Here is a 24329-nt window from a genome sequence, read left to right as displayed (position 1 = left end):
GAATGTAAGCAGTATTCATCCTGAGGAGATTTCACATGAGCAAAACCACAGTGTCCACGAACCAAGCTGAATCCACCATGGCCAGCCACGCTGACGCCATCGGCCACGGAAACAGCCCGGCTGCTTGGACCTGCGTACTCGTGATGCTGGTCGGTGCCTTGATTTCCTCCATCGCGTTCGTCATTGCCAGCACCCCGATCTTCGTTGGCGGGCTGGTAGTCATGGTCATCGGCCTGATCGTTGGCTTTGTCATGCGCAAGGCGGGCTACGGAGTTGGTGGCAGCAAGCTGCAGAACAACGGCCACTAATCGTGACCGTTCTTGATGACATCATTGTTGGCGTCAAGGAGGAGATGGAGGCGCGCAAGCGCCTCGTATCCCTGGCGGAGTTGAAGGACCGGGCAGCGGTGGCTGCTCCGGCCCTCGATGCCTGGGCTGCCTTGGGTGGGCCTGCATCGGTCCGCAACGACCTCAAAGTCATCGCGGAAATCAAGCGCCGCAGCCCCTCCAAGGGCGATCTCGCGCCTATTGCCGATCCCGCTTCCCTCGCGGTTCAGTACGCCGACGGCGGAGCTTCCGTCATCAGTGTCCTGACCGAACAGCGCCGCTTCGGTGGCTCGCTTGCTGACTTGGATGCGGTCCGCGCCGCCGTCGAGATTCCCTTGCTCCGCAAGGACTTCACGGTGGACGAGTACCAGATCTGGGAAGCCCGCGCCCACGGAGCGGACCTCATCCTGCTGATTGTCGCGGCGTTGTCCGACACCGAGTTGGCGGAGTTCAGCGCACTGAGCCACGAGCTTGGCATGAACGTACTGGTGGAGACCCACACGGAGGAAGAGATCGAACGTGCCGTGGCGGCAAACGCCCGGATCATCGGCATCAACGTACGCAACCTCAAGACGCTCGACGTCGACCGTTCGGTTTTCGGGTCCCTGGCCGGTTTGATTCCGGCTGAGTCGGTCATCGTCGCCGAGTCCGGGGTCCGGGGCGCCGATGACGTCTCGCATTACGCGGCCGGTGGTGCCAACGCCATCCTGGTGGGGGAGGCGCTGGTCAGCGATTCGACCCCGCGTGAACGCATTACTGAATTCAAGGCAGCTGGAGCTGCCGCCATCGCCGTCAGGAACTGAGGCAGTCACTGAATCACGGCGAACAGCCGCAAGGCAGCCCGGGCTGAAGCCCGCGGCTGCCTTGTGGCACGTGGAACTACCCAATGAACTAACTGGAACAGGACGGTGAGACTGATGGTCGACGCGCCAACAGCCGGCTCAGAAGAGAATGCGGCCGACGCATTCCTGCAAGGTGGCCCTTCGCTGCGCAACGCCTCCGGGCCCTACTTCGGCAACTACGGCGGACGCTGGATGCCGGAGTCCCTCATCGCCGCCCTTGACGAAGTCCAGGACACGTTTGAGAAGGCAAAGGCTGACCCCGATTTCATCGCGCAGCTCAAGGACCTCAACAAGAATTACTCCGGCAGGCCTTCCTTGCTTACCGAGGCCAAGCGCTTCTCGGAGCACGCCGGAGGGGCCCGCATCTTCCTCAAGCGCGAAGACCTGAACCACACCGGGTCCCACAAGATCAACAACGTCCTGGGCCAGGCCCTCCTTGCCAAGCGCATGGGTAAGACCCGTGTGATCGCCGAGACCGGAGCGGGACAGCACGGCGTTGCCAGTGCCACTGCTGCGGCCCTGCTGGGCCTTGAGTGCGTGGTGTACATGGGTGCCGAGGATTGCCGGCGCCAGGCGTTGAACGTGGCCCGCATGCAGTTGCTCGGTGCCACTGTGGTGCCGGTCACCAACGGCTCCCAGACCCTCAAGGACGCCATTAACGATGCCCTGCGCGACTGGGTTTCGAATGTGGAGCACACGCACTACCTTCTTGGCACCGCAGCTGGAGCCCACCCGTTCCCGGCAATGGTCCGCTACTTCCACGAGGTCATCGGCGAAGAAGCCCGCAGCCAGATCCTGGAGCAGGCGGGCAAGCTCCCGGACGCCATTGCTGCATGTATTGGCGGTGGCTCGAACGCCATCGGCCTGTTCCACGCCTTCCTTGATGACGCCTCGGTGAAGATCTACGGATTCGAAGCCGGCGGCGAAGGGGTCGAAACCGGCCGCCACGCTGCTGCCATCTCCTTGGGTCGGCCCGGTGTGCTGCACGGTGCACGTTCGTACCTCATGCAGGACGAAGACGGCCAAACGATCGAATCCCACTCCATCTCCGCAGGCCTGGACTACCCCAGCGTGGGTCCGGAGCACTCTTACCTGGCCGATATTGGCCGCGTCACCTACGAGGCTGTCACGGATACCGAGGCCATGGACGCCTTCAGCCTCCTGTGCCGGACCGAGGGCATCATTCCCGCCATCGAGTCCTCGCACGCCCTGGCTGGTGCCATCAAGATCGGCCACCGCCTGACTGAAGGCAAGGACAACCCTTCCGACGTCACGGTGATCGTCAACCTCTCCGGCCGTGGAGACAAGGACGTGGAGACTGCCGCTGCCTGGTTCAACATGTTGGATGAGGAAGGGCACGTCAAGGGCACCACCTTGTCCACGCGCAAGCCCAAGGGCCCCACCGAGCGCACGTCCGAAGCAGCCGTGGATGTCAACGAGGACCAGAACTGATGACTGAAGAATTCGCCAGCAAATCCGCTGCCGCCATCGATCGTGCCAAGGCTGAAGGCCGCGCCGCCCTGGTGGGCTACCTCCCCGCGGGGTACCCCACGGTCCAGGAGAGCATCGAGGCCGGAATCGCCTTGGCCCGGAACGGTGCCGACCTGATCGAAATCGGCATCCCGTACTCCGATCCGGTAATGGACGGCCCGGTCATCCAGGCTGCCACCACCGAGGCGATCGCCAATGGCTTCCGTGTCAGCAACGTTTTCGACGTCGTTGCCGGCATCACCGCCGCCACCGATGCAGCCGTTCTGGTCATGACCTACTGGAACCCAGTCATGCGCATGGGCGTCGATGAATTCTCCCGCCGCCTGGCCGAAGCCGGGGGAGCGGGGCTTATTACCCCGGACCTGGTGCCTGACGAGGCCCACGAGTGGTTCGAGGCCTCGGACAAGTACGGCTTGGACCGGGTGTTCCTCGTGGCACCGTCATCCACCCCGGAGCGGCTGGACATGACCGTCAAGGCGAGCCGTGGATTCGTCTACGCCGTCTCGATCATGGGCGTCACCGGAACGCGCACCTCTGTCAGCAGCAGTGCCGAGGACGTGGTGTCCCGCGCCCATGCTGCCGGAGCCGAGCGTGTGTGCGTCGGTTTGGGTGTGTCCAACCCGGACCATGTCCGCGAAATCGCCGCCTACGCTGACGGCGTGATCGTAGGAACCGCCCTGGTGGCGGCCCTTCGCGATGGCGGCGTTGACGCCGTCGGGCAACTCACCAAGAATCTCAGCGCCGGCCTGGGCCGCGCAGCTGCAGAAGCCTAGAAAAAGGAAACAGCGAAGCGAATGCAGACCGTCCTCCACGCTGCGGCAATGGTCCCCATGAGTATCCCGAGCCCGTCGTGGTCCGGTTTCGACATTCCGCTGCCGTGGGGGACGCTGCGTATCCACGCATACGCCCTCTGCATCCTGGCGGGCATCATCGTTGGCTTGTGGCTGACGTCCGCCCGGTGGAAGCGCCGCGGCGCCCCCGAAGGCAGCCTGTGGGACATTGCCATCTGGGCAATTCCCTTCGGCATCATCGGCGGTCGCCTCTACCACGTGTTCTCCTCACCTGATGCCTACTTCGGTCCGGGCTTTGACGGCACCGGCGACCTCTCGCTGATTCCGCAGATACAGCGCGGTGGACTGGGCATTTGGGGTGCCGTGGTCCTGGGCGCAGTGGGTGCCTGGATTGGTTGCCGGAGGGCCGGCGTGAAGCTGACGGCCTTCCTGGATGCAGCGGCCCCTGGCCTGCTGCTGGCACAGGCAATCGGCCGTTTGGGAAACTGGTTCAACCAGGAACTTTTCGGCGCCCCCGCCACCCTTCCCTGGGGGCTGGAGATTGATCCCGCCAACGCCAACTTCCCGCCGGACATGGCTGCCGGCACGCTGTTCCACCCCACGTTCCTCTACGAAATGCTGTGGAACCTGGCCGGCGTCGCCATCTTGTTGCTCCTGGACAGGAAGTTCAACTTCCGGTGGGGACGCCTCTTCTGGCTCTACGCCATGTACTACACCCTCGGCCGTGTCTGGATTGAGGCATTGCGGATCGATGATGCCGAGCAGATTAACCTTTTCGGGATTACCACCCGGCTCAATGTGTGGACCAGCATCTTTGTGTTCATTGCCGCCCTTGCCATCTTCCTGGTTCTTGGCCGGAAGGGACGCCCTGTACCGGATACCCCGTATTTGCCGGGGCGCGAGCCGGATGAGACCAAGGAAAAGGAGCCGGCGTCGGTGACGAGCGTCACCAGTCATGATGTGGACGCATCTGTCTCAGATACTGGTTCGCGTGGTAATCTCCCAGATAACCAAAGCGATTCGGGCCACGTTGACGAGCCGCAGGAAACAGCAGGGGACGCGAGCAAGGACACCAAGTCCGGCACGGGTTCCGTATCTGCTGCCACTGCCGCAAGGAAGGCCCCCGGATCCACACCGAACGCAGACGACACCAAGTAGTCGCGTTCGGTAAAGGGGCAACAGAGTCACCGCTCGTAGGGCCCAGTCCACAGCGTCGTGGCACCCCGGAAACCGGATCGCAGCATACCGATGTTCACTGGTCAAGCCGGGGCCAGAGGTCTGCGTAACTGTTCGTTGCGCTGGATCGGCTGGCCTACAATTCCAATTACTAGCGCTTTGTTGTGCCCGTCACAGGGCAGGCAAGGTGGGGCCAACGTTGTCCCTTCCATACGCACGATCTCGAGGAAGGACGTCTCCCATGACCCATCTTCATAACCCCGGTTGGTCCGAACATATCGAACCGCAGGGTGCCATGTCTCCGTTCAAGCGCTTTGCCGCGCTCCCGGAGGCCCAGGGTCTTTACAACCCTGATAAGGAGAAGGACGCCTGCGGCCTGGCCATTATTGCCACGCTCCGCGGGGAACCGGGATACGACATCGTGGAAGCGGCACTGACCGCCCTCCGCAATCTCGAACACCGCGGCGCCGTGGGCGCCGACGAAGGTACCGGCGACGGTGCGGGCCTGCTGATGCAGGTTCCGGACGAGTTCTTCCGGGCCGTCACAGAATTCGAACTGCCCGCTCCCGGCCAGTATGTAGTGGGCACTGCCTTCCTTCCTGCTGAGTCCCGCGAAGCGGATACCGCCAAGGCAGGCATTGAAGCCCTTGCCGCCGACGAGGGCCTCACTGTCCTTGGCTGGCGTGAGGTACCCGTGGTGGCTGACCTTGTAGGCGCCATGGCGCGTGCCTGTATGCCGTACTTCTCGCAGCCGTTCTTTGCCTCCGCCACTGGCGAGCAGCTGGAACACAACGAGCTTGATTCGCGCGCCTGGCGTATCCGCAAGCGTGCCCAGAACAAGTTCGGCGTGTACTTCCCGTCGCTGTCCTCGCGCACCATTGTGTACAAGGGCATGCTGACCACCGCCCAGTTGGAGCCGTTCTACCCGGACCTCTCGGACAAGCGCTTCAAGACCAAGCTGGCCATCGTCCACTCACGCTTCTCCACCAACACCTTCCCGTCCTGGCCGTTGGCGCAGCCGTTCCGCACCATCGCCCACAATGGTGAGATCAACACGGTCAAGGGCAACCGCAACTGGATGCGTGCCCGCCAGTCGCAGCTGGCCAGCCCGCTGCTGGGCTCAGTGCCCGAAGAGCTGTACCCGATCTGCACCCCGGGTGCCTCTGACTCTGCTTCGTTCGACGAGGTTGCAGAGCTCCTCTGGCTGTCCGGCCGCCCCATCACGCACTCCATCATGATGATGATCCCGGAAGCGTGGGAGAACCACGCCACCATGGATCCGGCCCGCCGTGCTTTCTACGAGTACCACTCACTGCTCATGGAGCCGTGGGATGGGCCGGCAGCTGTTTCCTTCACCGATGGCAACCTTGTTGGCGCCACGCTGGACCGCAACGGCCTGCGCCCGGGACGCTATTGGATCACCGAAGACGGCCTCATCATCTTCGCCTCAGAGGTTGGCGTGATCGAGGTTGAGCCCTCCAACGTGGTCAAGAAGGGCCGCGTTGCCCCCGGCAAGATGTTCCTGGTGGACACCGAAGCCGGCCGCATCATTGACGACGCCGAGGTCAAGGCCGAGGTAGCTGCTGCAAACCCGTGGGCTGAATGGCTCAAGGACAACCTGATAGACATCAACGAGCTCCCCGAGCGTGAGCACGTGGTTCACACCGCTGCATCGGTCAACATCCGCCAGCGCACGTTCGGCTACACCACCGAGGAGCTGAAGATCCTGCTGGGACCGATGTCCCGGACCGGTGCCGAGCCCCTCGGTGCCATGGGTTCGGACACGCCTGTGGCTGTCCTCTCCAAGCGCCCACGCCTGTTGTTCGACTACTTTGTGCAGTCCTTTGCCCAGGTCACCAACCCGCCGCTGGATGCCATCCGCGAAGAGTTGGTTACTTCGCTGAAGTGCGCCATCGGGCCCAACGGCAACCTCTTGGACGGCAAGCAGGTCCGCCAGCCGCAGATCTCCCTGCCGTTCCCGGTGATCAACAACGATCAACTCGCCAAGATCGCGAACATCGAAACCCCCGACGGTGATCGCATTGCCATGAAGGTTCGTGGCCTTTACCGCCCCGAGGGTGGGGAAGCGGCGCTCCGTGCACGCCTGACCGAAATCTGCGAGCAGGTCTCCGGTGCGATCAACCGTGGCGTGCAGTACGTGGTGCTGTCCGACCGTGACTCGAACGCGCAGTGGGCTCCCATTCCTTCGCTCCTTCTGGTCAGCGCAGTGCACCACCACCTGCTCCGCAGTGCCAACCGCACCAAGACCGCCCTGGTGGTTGAGGCCGGCGACGTCCGCGAGACGCACCATGTTGCAGTGCTCATCGGTTACGGCGCATCGGCCGTCAACCCGTACCTGGCCATGGAGTCGGTGGAGCAGCTGATCTCCAACGGCGATGTCACAGGCGTCACTGCAGAAGACGGCGTTTACAACCTCATCAAGGGCCTTGGCAAGGGTGTCCTGAAGATCATGTCCAAGATGGGCATCTCCACCGTGGCTTCCTACACGGGAGCCCAGACCTTCGAGGCACTGGGTCTGTCCCAGGAACTCGTGGATGAATTCTTCTCCGGCACGCACTCCCAGCTCGGTGGCGTGGGCCTGGACGTGATTGCCGCCGAGGTTTCGGCACGCCACCAGATGGCGTACCCGGAGGGCGGCATCGAGCACCCGCACCAGCCGTTGCTGGGCGGTGGCGAGTACCAGTGGCGCCGTGACGGTGAACCGCACCTCTTCAACCCGGAGACGGTTTTCCGCCTGCAGCACGCTACCCGCGAACGCCGGTACGACATCTTCAAGTCCTACACCAAGGGCATTGACGATCAGTCCGAGAACCTGATGACCCTCCGCGGGCTCCTGAAGTTCAAGGACGGTGTCCGCCCGGCGGTCCCGCTTGAGGAAGTGGAGCCCGTTTCCAGCATCGTCAAGCGTTTCTCCACCGGTGCAATGAGCTACGGTTCCATCTCCAAGGAAGCGCACGAAACGCTCGCCATCGCCATGAACCGGTTGGGCGCCAAGTCCAACACCGGTGAAGGCGGCGAGGACGTTGACCGCCTGCTGGATCCCGAGCGCCGCTCTGCCATCAAGCAGATCGCTTCGGGCCGGTTCGGTGTCACCAGCTTGTACCTGACCAATGCCGACGACATCCAGATCAAGATGGCACAGGGCGCCAAGCCCGGCGAAGGCGGCCAGTTGATGGCACAGAAGGTCTACCCCTGGGTAGCCCGGACACGTCACTCCACACCCGGCGTCGGACTCATTTCCCCGCCCCCGCACCACGATATCTACTCGATCGAAGACCTCGCCCAGCTCATTTACGATGCCAAGCGCGCCAACCCTTCGGCCCGTGTGCACGTGAAGCTGGTTTCGGAAGTCGGGATCGGCACGGTGGCCTCCGGCGTCACCAAGGCGAAGGCCGACGTCGTGCTTGTTTCAGGTCACGACGGCGGTACCGGCGCCTCGCCGCTGAACTCGCTCAAGCACGCGGGTGTGCCGTGGGAACTCGGCCTCGCCGAAACCCAGCAGACCCTCATGCTCAACGGTCTGCGTGACCGTGTGGTGGTTCAGGTTGACGGTCAGCTCAAGACCGGCCGCGACGTCGTCATTGCCGCCCTGCTGGGTGGCGAGGAGTACGGCTTCGCAACCGCGCCCTTGGTGGTTTCCGGCTGCATCATGATGCGTGTCTGCCACTTGGACACCTGCCCTGTTGGTGTTGCCACGCAGAACCCTGAGCTCCGTTCACGGTTCAACGGCAAGCCGGAGTTCGTGGTCAACTTCTTCGAGTTCCTCGCAGAAGAAGTCCGTGAGATCCTGGCCGAGCTCGGTTTCCGGAGCCTGGAAGAGGCAATCGGGCACGCCGAGGTCCTGGATACCCGCGAAGCGATCAACCACTGGAAGGCCGAAGGGCTGGACCTGGACCCCATCCTGCACGGGCTGGAGTTCGACGACGACGTGCCGCTGCGCAACATGACCGGCCAGAACCACGAGCTGGACAAGCACTTCGACCAGCGGCTGATCACCATGGCGCAAGAAGCGCTCAGCGACCGCATGCCCGTCAAGATCACCCTGGACGTCATCAACACGGACCGTTCCGTGGGTACGATGCTCGGCCATGTGGTGACCAAGACCTTCGGCATCGATGTCCTGGCGACCGACACCATCGACGTCACGCTCAATGGCACCGCCGGCCAGTCCCTCGGCGCGTTCCTGCCCGCGGGCATCACGCTGCGGATGTTCGGTGACTCCAACGACTATGTGGGCAAGGGCCTCTCCGGTGGACGCATCATCGTCCGCCCGGACCGCACCAACGTGTTCCAGGCCGAGCGCAACGTCATTGCCGGCAACGTCATCGGTTACGGTGCAACCAGCGGTGAGATGTTCCTGCGTGGCCAGGTGGGCGAACGCTTCCTGGTCCGCAACTCCGGCGCGACCGCCGTCGTCGAAGGTATTGGCGATCATGGTTGCGAGTACATGACCGGTGGCCAGACCCTGATCATCGGCCGCACCGGACGCAACTTCGGTGCCGGCATGTCCGGTGGTACTGCCTATGTGCTGGACCTTCAGCCTGAGCGCGTCAACAAGATGGCCCTCGATACCGGCGAACTCCAGCTCCTGGAGCTCGACGCCGAGGACCGCGACATCGTTCATGGTTTGCTGACCAAGCACCTTGAGGAAACCGAATCCGTCCTGGCCGGCCGTCTGCTCGAAAACTTCGACGACACTGCCGCCCGCATCACCAAAGTGCTGCCGCGCGATTACGCCGCAGTCCTGCAAACCCGTCTCGACGCCATCGAAGAGGGCCTTGACCCCGATGGCGAAGAAGTATGGTCTCGAATCCTGGAGGTAACCGGTGGCTGATCCACGCGGATTTCTGAAAGTCCGGCAGCGCGAGACGCAGCCACGCCGTCCCGTTCCCGTCCGCATCATGGACTGGAAAGAAGTGTACGAAGCCCAGGAAAAGGGTGTCCTGAAGAGCCAGGCAGGCCGCTGCATGGACTGCGGCGTTCCGTTCTGCCACCAGGGCTGCCCGCTGGGCAACCTGATTCCCGAATGGAACGACCTCGTGTGGCGGGACAAGGGTGAAGAAGCGATTGAGCGCCTTCACGCGACGAACAACTTCCCGGAGTTCACGGGCCGCCTGTGCCCCGCACCCTGCGAAGCGTCCTGCGTGCTGGGGATCAACCAGCCTGCTGTGACCATCAAGCAGGTTGAGGTCTCCATCATCGACCAGGCTTTCGACAACGACTGGGTCCAGCCCCTGCCTCCAACGCGCCTGACCGGCAAGACGGTCGCGGTTGTGGGTTCCGGCCCGGCCGGCCTTGCCGTGGCACAGCAGCTGACCCGCGTGGGCCACACCGTTGCCGTGTACGAGCGCGATGACAAGATCGGCGGCCTGCTCCGCTACGGCATCCCCGACTTCAAGATGGAGAAGGAACAGGTTGACCGCCGCCTTGAGCAGATGAAGGCCGAAGGCACCCGCTTCCGGACCGGCGTCGCAGTTGGTACGGACGTGACCTGGGAGCAGTTGCGACGCCGTTACGACGCCGTCGTGGTTGCCACCGGAGCGACCGTTCCGCGCGACCTTCCCATTCCCGGACGTGACCTTGAGGGCGTCCACTTCGCCATGGACTACCTGGTCCCGTCCAACCGCAAGGTGGCGGGGGAGGACCCCGCGAACCACATCGACGCCCGTGGCAAGCACGTTGTCATCCTCGGTGGCGGCGATACCGGTGCTGACTGCATCGGCACCGCGCATCGCCACCAGGCGGCCTCGGTGACCACCCTCGCGATCGGCAAGCAGCCGCCCGCCGAGCGTGCCACCCACCAGCCGTGGCCCACGTTCCCCACCCTGTTCGAGGTCGCCAGCGCCCACGAAGAAGGTGGCGAGCGTACCTACCTTGCATCCACCGTTGAGTTCGTTGGAGAAAACGGCAAACTCACCGGAGTTAAAGTTGCTGAAACCGAGTTCGTGGACGGCAAACGCCTTCCCAAAGCCGGTACAGAACGGATCATCCCAGCTGACCTTGTCTTCCTGAGCCTTGGCTTTACCGGTGCTGAGCCGGCAGGAATCACGGAGCAGGTCAGCGCAGAGTTCGACAGTCGGGGCAACGTTGCCCGCGACGGCTACTACATGACGAACACCGAGGGCGTGTTTGTTGCCGGCGATGCCGGACGTGGCCAGTCACTGATTGTGTGGGCCATTGCGGAAGGCCGTGCATGTGCGGCCGCAGTGGACAAGTTCCTGATGGGAAGCACTATTCTCCCGGCACCGGTCGCCCCCACCGACCGGGCGATAGCGGTCTTATAGCGCCGGCAGGAACAACCTTTTACTCAATCAGCATGAACTACTTAGGGTAGGTATATGAGACGCGCAAAAATTGTGGCAACTTTCGGCCCGGCTATCTCCAGCTTCGACAACACCCTCGCGGTGCTGGAGGCCGGCGTTGACGTTGCCCGCATGAACATGAGCCACGGCGACTACTCCGTGCACGACATCACCTACGAAAACGTCCGCAAGGCTGCGGCGCAGCTGGGCAAGCCTGTTGCGATCATGGCTGACCTGCAGGGACCCAAGATCCGTCTTGGCCGTTTTGTTGACGGACCCCACGAGCTGGCCGTCGGCGACACCTTCACCATCACCACCGAAGACGTCCCCGGCACCAAGGAGATTTGCTCCACCACGCTCAAAAGCCTCACCGAAGACGTCAATGTGGGCGATGCCCTGTTGATCGACGACGGCAAGGTGGCCATGCGCGCCATCGAGGTTGACGACGTCAAGGTTGTTGCCACCGTGACCGTTGGCGGCAAGGTCTCCAACAACAAGGGCATCAACCTGCCAGGCGTAGCCGTCAACGTTCCCGCCTTGAGCGAAAAGGACGAGGACGACCTCCGTTGGGCACTCAAGCGCGGCGCCGACCTCATCGCCCTCTCGTTCGTGCGTGATGCCTCAGACATCAAGCGCGTCCACGAGATCATGGACGAAGAAGGTCGCCGCGTACCGGTGATCGCCAAGATCGAAAAGCCGCAGGCCGTTGAGCAGCTCCACGAGATCATCGACGCCTTCGACGCCATCATGGTTGCCCGTGGCGACCTCGGTGTTGAACTGCCGCTCGAAGAGGTGCCGATCGTCCAGAAGCGCGCCATTGAACTGGCACGCCGCTGGGCCAAGCCGGTCATCGTGGCCACCCAGGTCCTCGAGTCCATGATCGACAACCCGCGTCCGACGCGCGCCGAGGCTTCGGACTGCGCCAACGCAGTGCTCGACGGCGCCGACGCAGTCATGCTCTCCGGTGAAACTTCCGTGGGCCAGTACCCCATCGAAACCGTCAAGGTCATGGCCCGGATCATCGAGTCCACCGAGGTTCACGGCCTCGAGCGCGTACCCCCGCTGGGCACCAAGCCCAAGACCCGTGGTGGCGCAATCACCCGTGCCGCCGTCGAAATCGCCGACCAGCTGGATGCCAAGTACATTTGTACTTTCACCCAGTCCGGTGACTCCGCACGACGCCTCTCGCGCCTGCGCCCGGTCAAGCCCGTCTTCGCCTTCACCCCGGTGGAGCACGTCTGGAACCAGCTGGCCCTCACCTGGGGCATCCAGCCGGTGCTGGTTCCCTCCGTGGGCCACACTGACGAGATGACCGCACAGGTTGACAAGAGCCTGCTCGAAATGGATCTCGTGGAGGAAGGCGACCTGGTTGTCATCGCTGCCGGTTCCCCTCCCGGACAGGCCGGTTCCACGAACTCGCTGAAGGTCCACAAGGTGGGCGACCTCGCCGACACCTCCAAGACCGACGACGGTTCACGCAAGGAACCCGTTGGCCCCTGGCCGGAAAAGAAGTCCAAGGCCAAGAGCTAGCTCTTCGGTTGTTGAATGCGGGCCCCGCCTTTTGGTGGGGCCCGCATTTTTGTTGGCTCAGTGGGTGCGTACGGCTTTGGTGCGTACGACGGCGGCCGCCCACCTCGTGCGAGGTGAGCGGCCGCCGTCGTGCGTTTGAAGCTAGTTGACCTGGTTGATGATGGTTTCGGCAACCTCGCGCATGCTGAGGCGGCGGTCCATGGAGGTCTTCTGGATCCAGCGGAAAGCTTCCGGCTCCGTCAGGCCCATCTTGGTGGTCAGGAGGCTCTTGGCGCGCTCTACGAGCTTGCGGGTGGCGAACTGCTCCTGGAGGTCGGAGACCTCGTTCTCGAGCGCCTTGATTTCCTCGTGGCGGGACAGGGCGATCTCGATGGCCGGGATCAGGTCCGCGGGGGAGAACGGCTTGACGACGTACGCCATGGCGCCGGCATCGCGTGCCCGCTCCACCAGTTCCTTCTGGCTGAAGGCAGTCAGCAGGACAACGGGAGCAATACGTGCCTTGACGATCTTCTCAGCCGCGGAAATGCCGTCCATGACAGGCATCTTCACGTCCATGAGGACAAGATCAGGCTTCAATTCCTCGGCCAGCTGCACGGCCTTCTCGCCGTTGTCTGCCTCGCCGACGACGTCGTACCCCTCGCCCTTCAGGATCTCAATAATGTCCAGGCGGATGAGGGTCTCATCCTCGGCTACGACAACGCGTCGGGCCGGCTGGGCTGTGGGTGTGGACTCCGTCTGTTCGGTCACGGGATCTCCTTGAAAAGGTTCGGCGGGTTCATGTCCATCTTAGTGTGGACTCTTTGATGGCTGGTTTTTGTTGCATCAGCGTGCCCGGTTCTTTGAATCAGCCTATCTGCATGTAGAGTAGTTTCGCGTGCTGGGAAAGGATCGCGTTGCTCACAGAAATGAGAGCAGTCAGCGAGATTTAACTTCCAAGTAATCCGCGCCCGAGTGGCGGAATTGGCAGACGCGCTGCACTCAAAATGCAGTATCGAAAGGTGTGTGGGTTCGAGTCCCACCTCGGGCACAGCAGACCCCCTCGTTAGAGGGGGTTTTTGCTTTAACGTGTTGACAATTGTTGACGCGAGTCTCTGATGTGTGCTGCCGGCTTGTTGCCTGGCCGCCGGTTGGCCTGTTCGGTTTTGGGGGAGCGGGTTCAGGGTCGTGGCAGGTGGACCCTCCGCTGGCTCTCTACTGGGCCATGGATTCCTCTCTTTGGTTCGTCCGGTAGGTCGTGGTTGGCCTACGCCTCTTCATAGATGGGAGGGCTTGGCGCTACATGACTTCGGGGCATGGCGCCGAGACCATCGGACGTCGGCGCGTTCATGACGTGAGGAAGCGGGGTTAGGCGCTGCTTTGTCAGGCCAAAAGGGGTGTGTACAGTGTGCACACTTAAGTCTGCTTTATTGCGACTATTGTCTATCATTGGCTTGTCCCTCCTTCGCCCTACATCTATTCATCGCCTGTGAGTGGCCATAGCTACATGACTTGCGGGGTCACTCTGATGTGAGAGTTCAGTCGCTAAGCCCACCGAGTGCCTTGGGGTTGGTTTTATCCGTGTAGCCATAGCGGTACTGCAAATGGAGGCTTGCGGATCTCGCGCTTGACGGTGAGCGGCGCGGAAGCGGCCAGCCTGCCGATAAGGGCCCTTTCGTGAACCAGACAGAGGCGATGAAACCGATCGACGTCGAAGTACTCCCGCTACGCACCGTAGGCGCCTTCGTCGATTTCCTTTCGTCCGCGGAGGAGCCTCAGTGGCCGCGCCGTGGATTCCTTGCCTCCGTGAGACTGCGCCGTAGGACGTAGGGGAGAATGCCTCCATGGCGGATGTAGATGGCCTCCGTGGCAGTATCAACCCTCACCCTGACCGTAAACGAGATCGTTTGCCCGTCTGTACGGGCGGCGTCGACGCTGACCGCATCCGGCCATCCGCTGGTGAACTCCGTCAGTCCCGTGACCGAGAGTTCTTCCGTTCCGTCGAGGCCGAGCGACCGGGGGGATTCGCCGTCGAGATATTCCAAGGGAACTACGCCCATGCCGACGAGATTCGACCGATGGATCCGCTCAAAGGACTGGGCTAACACCGCGCGGACGCCCAGGAGACTGGTGCCCTTGGCCGCGTAGTCGCGCGCAGAGCCGGCACCGTATTCGCGTCCGGCCAGCACCACGAGGTCGATTCCGCGCTCGGCGTATTGGGTTGCTGCTTCGAAGACCGTCATTTGTTCGCCGTCGGGGAGGAGTTGGGTGTATCCGCCGTCGGCATCTTTGACGAGGTGGTTGCGCAGCCGGGGGTTCGCGAATGTCCCGCGCACCATGACGTCGTGGTTCCCTCGTCGGGAGCCGTAGGTGTTGAAGTCCCGACGAGCCACACCTCGGTCCAGCAGGTATCTGCCGGCCGGGCTATCGGAACGGATCTGGCCCACCGGGCTGATGTGGTCGGTGGTGACGGAGTCCCCGAGCTTCACAAGAACACGCGCCCCGGTCAGGTCTTGAATGGGGGTCGGCTCCAGACCGACTCGCGCAAGGAAAGGTGAACTGCGCATGTAGGTCGATGAGGTGCCGAAGTCGTATGTGGCACTGCTAGGGACCTCTAAGTCTTGCCACTGCCGCGATCCGGAGTAGGCGTCGCGGTAGTTGTCCAGGTACATCTGACGGGTGATGACTCGGGAGAGTTCACGATCGACCTCTTCGGGGGAAGGCCAGAGGTCGCGTAGGTGTACTTTCCGTCCGTCGGTGTCTTGTCCAAGCGGGTCCCTTTGAATATCTATGTCCATGGTTCCGGCCAGGGCGTAGGCGATTACCAGTGGTGGGGAAGCGAGGTAATTCATGCGCACGTCGGGGCTGATTCTTCCCTCGAAGTTCCTGTTTCCTGAGAGGATCGATGTGAGCGTCAGGCCATTCTCTCGGGCGGCTGCCGAGATTGGTTGTAGCAGGGGCCCGGAATTGCCCATGCACGTGGTGCATCCGTAGCCCACGATGTGGAATCCCAGCGTTTCCAGGTAGGGCAGTAGTCCCGCTTTTTCCATGTACTGGGTCACCACTTGGGACCCCGGCGCCATCGAGGTTTTCACCCAAGGTGGGACTGCCAGGCCGCGGTCCACAGCGTTTCTTGCCATGAGGGCAGCAGTCATCATCATTTGAGGGTTTGATGTGTTGGTGCAGCTCGTGATCGCGGCAATAGCCAACGCGCCATGGTTGAGGGCAATTGTTGTTTCGTCCAAAACCACCTCGACGGGAACTTCAGCCGATCCGTGTGGCCGCAGGTGTGCCAGATCGGTCTGGAACTGATCGTGGGCGCGATCCAGTCCTATCCGGTCCTGGGGCCGATAGGGGCCGGCAATGGAGGGGACCACCTCGGACAGGTTTAGTCGTAGGTACTCCGAATAATGCGCCGGCAAAGAGTTCTGGTCGTTCCAAAGGCCCTGTGCCCGGGCGTATGCCTCAATCAGCTCGACCTGTTCGGGGGAGCGGCCGGTCAGCCGGTAGTAATCAATGGTCGCTGCGTCGATGGGGAACATCGCGGCGGTAGAGCCAAACTCGGGAGACATATTGGCAATGGTGCATCGGTCCGCCACCGGAATCCTCGCCAGGCCAGGGCCGTGGAACTCGACTATTTTGCCGACGACGCCCTGCTTCCGGAGCATTTCCGTTACCGTCAGCACCACGTCGGTCGCCGTCGTTCCGGCTGCAAGGGACCCGCTGATCTCGACGCCAACCACCGGCGGGATCAGCATGGACAGCGGCTGGCCGAGCAGCGCGGCGGTGGCCTCGATACCACCGACGCCCCAGCCGAGGACCCCGAGGCCATTGATCATGGTGGTGTGGCTGTCCGTTCCGATGCAGGTGTCAGGGTAGGCCAGGAGTTCGCCATCGATCTCGGAGGTCATGATTCCCCGGGCCAAGTGTTCGACATTTATCTGGTGGATGATGCCGGTTCCCGGAGGTATGACGCGAAAGTTGTCGAAGGCGTTCTGTGCCCACTTCAGGAAGCGGAACCGTTCATGGTTGCGCTCGAATTCCAGCTCCGCGTTGCGCTGCAACGCCGAAGAGCTCCCGAAACTGTCGACACTCACAGAATGGTCGACGACCAGCTCGGCCGGGATCGATGGATTGATCAGGGATGTATCCCCGCCCAGGCGCTCCACTGTCTCACGCAGGGTGACCAGGTCGTGGATCACAGGGACGCCGGCCATATCCTGCATCACCACGCGGGCGGGGTTGAACGGGACCTCCCCGCCCGGCTGCCGATCCTGTTCATCTCCTTGCAGCAGCAGCTCGATGGTCTCAGCGCTTCCACCGTGACGGATGACGTTCTCCAGTAACACTTTGAGGCTGAATGGCAGGGAGTTGGCACCCTCAATAGATGCCAGGTCGATGTACTGGATCTCTCTGGCTCCGATGGTGAGGGTGGATCTGGGTATGGTGGGGTCGGTGATCATGGGACGTCCCGGGGTTCGGGTCCGAGGTAGTCGGGTAGGACGGACCTGTGTTCCGGTCCTTTGTTGCGCAGCCCCGAGCGGGATTCCTCCCAGGCGTGCGCGAGGGCACCAATGGACCGGGACAGGATGAACAGGCCACGGCCGAGGGCAGGTTCGAATCCCAGTTCGGCGTAGATGATGGCGGTGGCACCATCGATGTTCATTGGGATGGGGCGATCACGGTTCAGGTTGATTTGGCGTTCGATCTCCAGGGCGACCTCCAGGTGTCGCCCCTCGACCGTTCCCTCGTCGCGGGCCGTCTCGACGGCGGAAACCAGCGGCTCGCGTCGGGGATCGACTGGGTGGAATCGGTGGCCGAAGCCCGGCACGTATTTGTTGTCGGAGCGCAGGCGGGCGATTTCAGCCGCGACGGCCTCTGGAAGGGGCCGGGGATCGTTGAGGATGCTCTGGAAGACCTCCATGAGTTCCTGGCCGGCGCCGCCGTGGACGTCACCCAGGACGTTCGTGGCGGATGCCATGGCGCTATTGATGCCGACGCCGCAGGTCATGGCCATGCGGGCGATGGCGATGGAGGGGGCCTGCGGGCCGTGGTCGACGCCGGCTACGAGGGCGCGCTCCAGCAGGTGCGCCTGGGGCGCTGTCGGAAGTTCGCCGCGGGTCATCAGCCAGATCATGGAGGGCATTCCCACGTGCTCTGCGGCGATGAGCTGCTCCACCGGGTAGCCGTAGTACCGGATGATGCCGGGTGAGATGTCGGAGATGGAGGTTTTCCACCAGTCGGAGCGGGTCATCAGATTACGCCTTCGGATCGGAAGGACTCTATGTCCTTGGGTGAATAGCCGAGCGCGCAGAGTACGTCGTCGGTGTGCTCTCCCAGGAGGGGAGGCCTGGTGGTTGGGCCGACGGCGGCGCCGTCCACGTGGACGGGCGCGCCGAGCAGACGGACGGATCCCTCTGGGCCGATTGTTGCGTCGGCGACTCCCTGGAGCCCTTCGATCTGAAGGGTGGAAACGAGACCCCTTTCCGTGATCTGTTCAGAATCCAAGGCATCGGCAACGTCCATGACCGGTCCTCCCGGGATTCCGGCCGCGGAAAGGACCCTGTCCCAGTGGGAGCTGGGCTGCTGCTTGAGGATGCCCTCGATCTCGTCCTCGAGGTCTTTGCGGTTCGCTTTGCGGGTCTCCCGCTCGGCGAACCGGGGGTCTGTGGCAAGTTCAGGGCAGCCAAGAACGCGGCAGAGGTCCTCGAACTGTTCCTGTTTGTTGGCGGAGATGTTGAACTTGCCGTCGGCCGTGGTGAAGGTTCCGGACGGTGCCGCGGTGCGGTTCTCATTCCCCATGGGGATGGGAAGGCTGCCGCCGACGAGGTAATCGGACGCCACCCAGCCCATTGCGGTAAGGGTGGCTTCGAGCATGGAGACGTCGAGGAAAGCGCCTTCGCCTGTGCGGCCACGGCGCACCAAGGCTGAGGAAATAGCGAATGCGGCAGCGAAGCCACCCACCGTGTCGCTGATGGGGGCTCCCACCCGCAACGGCGCGGTCTCGCTGTCCCCGGTAACGGACATGAGACCGGACATCCCCTGGATGATCTGGTCGTAGGCGGGGCGGTCACGGAGCGGGCCGGTTTGGCCGAACCCTGATATGGCGCAGTAGACGATTCCCGGGTTGATTTGGCGCAGTGTGTCCCAGCTGAAACCAAGCCGGGCGAGTACGCCGGGGCGGAAGTTCTCCAGCACGACGTCGTGGGTTTCGACCAACTGCCGGAAGACGTCCTTTCCTTGCTCAGACTTCAGGTTCAGCGTCATTGACCGCTTTGCACTGTTCTGTGCGAGGAACGAGATGCCAAGGTGTCGTTCGCTCAGGTCCGGGGAACTCCCCAGCTTGCGAGCCAAATCGCCACCTCCCCGGGCCTCGACCTTGAGCACGTCAGCACCCATGAGGGCGAGTTGGTACCCGGCAAAAGGACCTGACAGCACGTTGGCGAGATCGAGGACCTTTACGCCTTCCAACAGGTCTGATTTCACGTCAAACCTCCCACGTTGCTGCTGACGGTCATGGGCGGCGGCACCAGATGACTCCACGCCTTTGCACTCTCGATTGAACTTTTCACGGCTACTCCATTTCGCTGAGCGAATCACACTAGTAGACAACTTCGCTAGATTCATAGTAGGAATTTCTTGACTTAAAGCGCAAGAGCTGATGATCTAGTGGTGGAAATCACGGCAAAGCATTTCGTTCAACGAAACGCAGAAGGAGAAAGTGCAATGAAGCAGTTTCAGCCCAAAGACCTCATCGTCGTTGGATGCGGCGCAGGAGGTCTTTCCGCTGCAGTGAGTTTTCTGGAGAAGCGGCCCGGATCCGAGGTCGTCGTTCTTGAACGCGCGGCCCGTGCGGACCGGGGCGGCAACACCAGATGGACGAAGGGCTTCTTCCGGCTGCGAGAAGACGGCAGCCCTACCGAGGACTTCGCTGAGCGCATCGATCGATACAGTCTGGGCCAGGCAGATTCCGCCATCGTTGAGAAGCTCACCGATGAGGCTCAGCAGACTGTTGCGTGGGCGCAGAGCAATGGTGTTGAGATGGGCCTGGCCGAGACGTACTTCTTGACGTCCAAGGGAAGCCGGATGATGCCGCGCGGGGGAGGAGCTGCGGTTGTGGAGGCATTGGCCGCACGGTTCGAACAACTCGGTGGGCAGATCGAATATGAGGCAGCAGCTGTGGACCTGATCATCGAGGCAGGCCGGATAGTTGGTGTCTCCGGACTCGATGCGAACGAGTTGGAAACTTCGTGGCGGGCTCCGGCGGTCGTGCTGGCGACCGGCGGCTTCCAGGGAAACAAGGAACTCCTCGCCCACCACCTGGGCGAGCGTGGTCGAAGCCTCGAAACGATCTGCCCTGGCGGGGCAAACAACCGCGGCGAAGGCATCAGCATGGCCCTGAAAGCCGGCGCTGGCCAGGCCGGCCAATTCGACATGTTCCACGGCGAGCCCAGCGATCCCAGAACAACCAAAGCCGAAGCCTTGGTCATGATTTACCCCTACGGAATCCTGGTCAACAGTGAAGGCCGAAGATTCCTGGACGAAGGCAAAGACTCTGTAGACGAGACGTTCGAAGACGTCGCCTACCACATCTGGAGAGATGCCAACCAGCAGGCTTACTTGATTGTTGATCAACTGCTTCTGCAAAGCGACTACAAAAAAGCTGTGCTTTCAGAAACTGAACCGATTCTTGCCGACTCCCTTGAAGAACTGGCCGTTTCACTGGGCATCGAACCCTCGGAACTTGCCGCAACGGTGCAGACCTACAATTCCGCCTGTCATCCCGGTCCTCTCGATGTCACTGTAAAGGACGGCGTCGCTACCCAAAACCTCAACCCACCCAAGTCCAACTGGGCACGCCCCATCTCGAAAGGTCCATTCGGTGCCTGGCCGATGGCATCGGTCATCACCTTCACCTTCGGCGGTGTCAAGACAGACACGGCGGGGCGGGCGGTGACCACAGACGGGGAGCCAATCCCTGGTCTCTACGTGGTCGGTGAGGCCGCTGGCCTGTACCACCACAGCTACCCTGGTGCTTCGTCAATGCTTCGAGCCATGGTCTTTGGCCGGTTGGCAGCCGCAGACGCCGCCGCCAAACACATCGGAAATTCGAAGGAATCTTATGCGTACAACGTCTAGCTCCACGGCCAACACCCCTCAAATCCAAGCGCGAAGGGCCACGATGGCGAGCTTGGTTGGGACAAGCATCGAATGGTACGAGTTCTTCATCTACGGCACCGCAGCTGCACTATATTTCGGCCCGCTCTTCTTTCCCGGTGGCGATCCTGCAGTCGGACGACTCTTGGCGTTCGCGAGCTTCGGTGTCGCGTTCATAGCCCGTCCGCTTGGCGCCATCGTTTTTGGGCACCTCGGCGACAGGATAGGTCGTCGGGCAACCCTGATTGTCACGCTGTCACTCATGGGGGGTGCTACAGGGCTCATCGGCCTGCTGCCTACCTATGCTCAGGTCGGAGTCCTCGCTCCGACTCTTCTCGTCACCATGCGGTTCCTCCAAGGTTTGGCCGTGGGAGGAGAGTGGGGAGGCGCCGTTCTCATGTCGGTCGAGAACGCCCCGCCGGGCAAAGTGCGCCTGTATGGTTCCGCCCCTCAGATGGGTTCTCCCATCGGTCTCATCACGGCTACTGGTGTCATGGCATTGGTAGGGCTAATGCCGCAGGCGGACAGAATCGCCTGGGGCTGGCGGCTCCCGTTCCTCTTTGGGTTCGTGCTGGTCATTATCGGCTTGCTGATCCGACTCGGCGTCGAGGAATCCAAGTCATTCGTGAAGATCAAGGAACGCCACGACCAACCCAAGGTCCCCCTCGGTCAGCTTTTTCGGTATGCCAAGCTCCCCATGGTAATCGGCGTCGGGTTACAAGCATCAGTGAACGTTGTCTTCTACATAGTCGCCACCTACTTCGTCTCCTATGCGGTCAACGTTTTGAAGATGGCACAGGGAACGGCGTTGCTGATCGTCATGCTTGCCGCCGTGGTTGACGTCATCGCGTTGCCCCTGTTGGCCTCATTGGCCGACAAAGTCGGGGTGGCGAGGGTATTCGGGGCGGGTGCAGTCGCAGCGGTCATCATGGGATTCCCGTTCTTCTGGGGTGTGAACTCAGGCAATCCCGTCCTTATCTTCGTTTCAATCGCAGTCGGATTGGTCATCGCCCATGCAACTACCTACTCCGTTTTGTCCTCGATGATTGCCGAACTGTACCCGGTGCATTTCCGATACTCAGGCACAGCCGTCACATACGCGGTCGCTGCACTCGTATGGAGTGCCCCGACACCGATCATCGCCGAAGCGCTAGTCTCGGGGACGGGGCGCTGGGAGACACTGGTAGCGATGATGGCTGTCGCAGGAATCTTCTCGCTCCTATCCCTGTATGGATACCGGCGAATCGCACACCGTCGCAATATCCTCGGCTACGAGGAAGCCAAGACAATGGAAAGAGGAACCCCCGAAAATGTCTACTGATGCAGGAACCGAATCCGCCCGTCGTGTCGCAGACATCCTCATCGCCCTGGGCGACGCCTACGGACCTATCGGCGTCAACGAACTGGCGCGCCGGGCCGGTTTGAGTCCAACGGTGGCGCACAGGATCCTACGTGCCCTTATGTCACGCTCCTTGGTCGCGCAGAACCCTGCCAGCCAGCAGTATTCCCTGGGGCTGGGTGCTGCGTTTCTCTCCAGCAATCAGATGACTCACAACTCCTTCAGGGACCTTGCCCGTCCAATGCTGGAGCGTCTTGGGGCCGAAACAGGTCAAACTGCCACGCTCAGCGTCTTGGGAGGACTTCGGAGGATGTACGTGGATCAGGTTCTGCCGGATTCGGAGATGAAGATGTCGGTGGAACTGGGACGCCCGTACGGTCTTCATCTCGGCTCGACGGGTCGCGCGATACTGGCTGGCCTTCCAGATGCAACCATCGACGATGCCCTTGAGCTTTCACCATGGAGTGACGCGGTGGCCCCACAGCCCTTCGACAAAAAGGCCTTCATGAGGCGCGTCGAGGAAGTTCGCCAGACAGGGGTCGCTGTTTCCCGTGGTGAACGCATCCCGGGGGCAGCCGGTGTCGCCGCTGCCATTCACGACGCAACGGGTCGCGTTACCGGAGCCGTGAACATCCTCGGACCCGTCCACGAATTTACCGATGTGAAGGTGAAGGAATTCCGTCGGGCCGTAATAAAGGCCGCCAGCAACATCGAGGAAACGATGGCCGCGGAGCTGGACCAGCCAGCCGCCGGTCAGGTTCTTTAGAAAGAGATCAACATGACGCACAAAATCTTGGCCCCCGAATTCTTCCAAATGCACATTGGCGGCCAGTGGGTCGACGCCGAATCCAACGAAACGTTCGATTCCATCAACCCCTACACCAATGCACCATGGGCATCAGTCCCCGAGGCCACATCCACTGACGTAGATAAAGCTGTGCAGTCTGCACGGAAGGCATTCGAGTCCGGGCCCTGGGCGAGCTTCTCCCCGGCAGGCAGGGCAGCCCTGCTCAGGAAGTTCGGTGACCTCATCCTCGAAAACGTGGACGAACTTGCCCGCGTCCAAGTCATGGAAAACGGCAAACTCATCCGGGAAGTTCACGGGCAAACCCGCGCCTTGGCGAACCATTGCTACTTCTTTGCTGGTGCGGCCGAAAACCTCACCGGGCAAACTCTGGCCAGCAGTGTACCGAATTTCCAGGTGTACACAGTGCGGGAGCCAATTGGCGTCATCGCAGCCATAACTCCATGGAACAGCCCGCTGGCTCTGTTGCTCTGGAAACTCTGCCCCGCCCTCGCAGCCGGCAACACTGTGGTCATCAAGCCATCGGAAGTAACTCCCGTATCAACATTGGTACTAATGCGCTTACTGCAAGAAGCGGGCCTGCCAGCTGGAGTAGTGAGCGTCGTGACAGGCCACGGAACCGTCGGAGCAGCACTCGCACAGCACCCGCAAGTGGACAAGATAGCCTTCACCGGTTCCACGCAAGTCGGCCGCCATATCGCCGAAACTGCCGGACGCCAGCTGAAGCGGGTGTCACTGGAACTCGGCGGCAAATCTCCCAACATCCTCTTCGCAGACGCTGACATCGACAACGCAATCAACGGAGTAGTCGCCGGCATCTTCGCCGCATCAGGTCAAACATGCATGGCCGGCTCCCGCGTCCTCGTGCAGGACAGCATCTATGACGAAGTAATACAAAAGTTGGCGGAAAAGGCCAACCGAGTCCGTCTGGGAGATCCACTGGACCAGCAAACCGAAATGGGCACAGTGGCCTGCAAGGCACAGTTCGACAAAGTTCTCGCATACGTCGACATTGCCAAGGGAGAAGGCGCACGACTCGTCGCAGGCGGCTTCCACCCCACAGACCCCGGATTAAATCAGGGTTTGTTCGTCCGACCCACAGTTTTCGCAGATGTCCATAACGACATGAGAATTGCGAGAGAAGAAGTGTTTGGCCCCGTTGCTGCCGTCATACGCTTCAAAGATGAGAAGGACGCTGTCAGGATCGCCAACGACACCAACTTCGGCCTCGCCGCCGGGGTTTGGACAACAGACCTCGCCCGCGGCATCCGTATGACCAGAACCCTCCGGGCTGGAACCGTATGGATCAACAACTACAGGAAGACCAACTACATCGCTCCGTTCGGAGGCTTCGGCGACAGTGGCCTGGGCCGGGAAAACGGCCCTGAAGCCATCTATGAGTACACGGAGACGAAAACGGTGTGGATCGATCTGGGCAACAAAATAACCGACCCCTTCAACCCAAGGGCATAGCCGGCCACCTGTGGGTATTTCTTCACGATGGCCGGAAGCACCCTAGGCGTCATACCGGCACTCCTGAGAATTCACACGCCATTTCCCTTAGTGAGCAAGG

General features: G+C 61.8%; 16 protein-coding genes and 1 tRNA gene. 13 read left to right on the top strand and 4 right to left on the bottom strand.

From position 1 onward, the window contains the following. Window positions 1-35: 35 nt before the first annotated feature. From AC6JA3_RS12400 to pyk, 8 genes are all read left to right on the top strand, one after another. Window positions 36-308 carry an HGxxPAAW family protein gene (locus tag AC6JA3_RS12400; RefSeq protein WP_026540363.1) on the top strand — a complete coding sequence of 91 codons (273 nt, stop codon included), beginning with the start codon at window positions 36-38 and terminating at the stop codon, window positions 306-308. Between the two features lie 2 nt (window positions 309-310). Continuing rightward, the gene (gene trpC / locus AC6JA3_RS12395) at window positions 311-1129 is read left to right on the top strand and encodes an indole-3-glycerol phosphate synthase TrpC (RefSeq protein WP_223945181.1); all 819 of its coding nucleotides are present in this window, start codon (window positions 311-313) and stop codon (window positions 1127-1129) included. 114 nt (window positions 1130-1243) lie between these two features. Next, a complete protein-coding gene (trpB, locus tag AC6JA3_RS12390) occupies window positions 1244-2620 on the top strand; it encodes a tryptophan synthase subunit beta (protein WP_223945182.1) in 1377 nt (458 codons plus the stop codon). Continuing rightward, complete coding sequence (gene trpA / locus AC6JA3_RS12385) at window positions 2620-3432, top strand: tryptophan synthase subunit alpha (RefSeq protein WP_035760616.1); 813 nt, start codon at window positions 2620-2622, stop codon at window positions 3430-3432. Before trpB ends, trpA begins: the two co-directional genes overlap by 1 nt. A 21-nt stretch (window positions 3433-3453) precedes the next feature. Further along, complete coding sequence (lgt, locus tag AC6JA3_RS12380) at window positions 3454-4608, top strand: prolipoprotein diacylglyceryl transferase (protein WP_497920150.1); 1155 nt, start codon at window positions 3454-3456, stop codon at window positions 4606-4608. Between the two features lie 259 nt (window positions 4609-4867). Next, window positions 4868-9481: a glutamate synthase large subunit gene (gene gltB / locus AC6JA3_RS12375; RefSeq protein ID WP_497920149.1), complete on the top strand. Its 4614-nt coding sequence runs from the start codon at window positions 4868-4870 to the stop codon at window positions 9479-9481. Then, on the top strand, window positions 9474-10931 hold the full coding sequence (locus tag AC6JA3_RS12370; RefSeq protein ID WP_026540369.1) for a glutamate synthase subunit beta: 1458 nt from the start codon (window positions 9474-9476) through the stop codon (window positions 10929-10931). Before gltB ends, AC6JA3_RS12370 begins: the two co-directional genes overlap by 8 nt. Window positions 10932-10985: 54 nt before the next feature. After that, a complete protein-coding gene (gene pyk, locus AC6JA3_RS12365) occupies window positions 10986-12479 on the top strand; it encodes a pyruvate kinase (RefSeq protein WP_223945184.1) in 1494 nt (497 codons plus the stop codon). A 141-nt stretch (window positions 12480-12620) separates the two neighbouring features. On the opposite strand, the gene AC6JA3_RS12360 is transcribed toward pyk, so the two are convergent. Then, the gene (locus AC6JA3_RS12360; RefSeq protein WP_026540371.1) at window positions 12621-13226 is read right to left on the bottom strand and encodes an ANTAR domain-containing response regulator; all 606 of its coding nucleotides are present in this window, start codon (window positions 13224-13226) and stop codon (window positions 12621-12623) included. Between the two features lie 198 nt (window positions 13227-13424). On the opposite strand from AC6JA3_RS12360, the gene AC6JA3_RS12355 reads away from it, so the two are divergent. Next, a tRNA-Leu gene (locus AC6JA3_RS12355) sits at window positions 13425-13506 on the top strand. A gap of 724 nt (window positions 13507-14230) precedes the next feature. Here AC6JA3_RS12355 and acnA read toward each other — a convergent pair. The 3 genes from acnA to AC6JA3_RS12340 are packed head-to-tail and all read right to left on the bottom strand — an operon-like array spanning window position 14231 to window position 18941. After that, complete coding sequence (acnA, locus tag AC6JA3_RS12350; protein WP_497920148.1) at window positions 14231-16918, bottom strand: aconitate hydratase AcnA; 2688 nt, start codon at window positions 16916-16918, stop codon at window positions 14231-14233. Then, entirely contained in the window at window positions 16915-17709 is a 795-nt protein-coding gene (locus AC6JA3_RS12345) for a citryl-CoA lyase (RefSeq protein WP_051420739.1), read from the bottom strand. Before AC6JA3_RS12345 ends, acnA begins: the two co-directional genes overlap by 4 nt. After that, complete coding sequence (locus AC6JA3_RS12340) at window positions 17709-18941, bottom strand: CaiB/BaiF CoA transferase family protein (protein ID WP_026540374.1); 1233 nt, start codon at window positions 18939-18941, stop codon at window positions 17709-17711. Before AC6JA3_RS12340 ends, AC6JA3_RS12345 begins: the two co-directional genes overlap by 1 nt. A gap of 240 nt (window positions 18942-19181) precedes the next feature. Between AC6JA3_RS12340 and AC6JA3_RS12335 the strand changes: the two genes are divergently transcribed. Genes AC6JA3_RS12335 through AC6JA3_RS12320 form a run of 4 tightly spaced genes read left to right on the top strand, consistent with a single transcriptional unit; the run spans window position 19182 to window position 24229 of the window. Further along, window positions 19182-20594, top strand: coding sequence for an FAD-binding protein (locus AC6JA3_RS12335; RefSeq protein ID WP_026540375.1), 1413 nt, complete (start codon window positions 19182-19184; stop codon window positions 20592-20594). Between the two features lie 43 nt (window positions 20595-20637). Further along, window positions 20638-21933, top strand: coding sequence for an MFS transporter (locus AC6JA3_RS12330; protein ID WP_202900147.1), 1296 nt, complete (start codon window positions 20638-20640; stop codon window positions 21931-21933). Beyond that, window positions 21923-22717, top strand: a complete 795-nt coding sequence (locus AC6JA3_RS12325) for an IclR family transcriptional regulator (protein ID WP_051420740.1) — start codon at window positions 21923-21925, stop codon at window positions 22715-22717. The genes AC6JA3_RS12330 and AC6JA3_RS12325 overlap by 11 nt, the downstream gene beginning before the upstream one ends. A 12-nt stretch (window positions 22718-22729) precedes the next feature. Next, on the top strand, window positions 22730-24229 hold the full coding sequence (locus AC6JA3_RS12320; RefSeq protein WP_035760618.1) for an aldehyde dehydrogenase: 1500 nt from the start codon (window positions 22730-22732) through the stop codon (window positions 24227-24229). The last annotated feature ends 100 nt before the right edge of the window (window positions 24230-24329 follow it).

Source organism: Arthrobacter sp. TmtSoilC79 (assembly GCF_059739405.1).
This window is presented reverse-complemented; position numbering and strand designations above follow the sequence as displayed.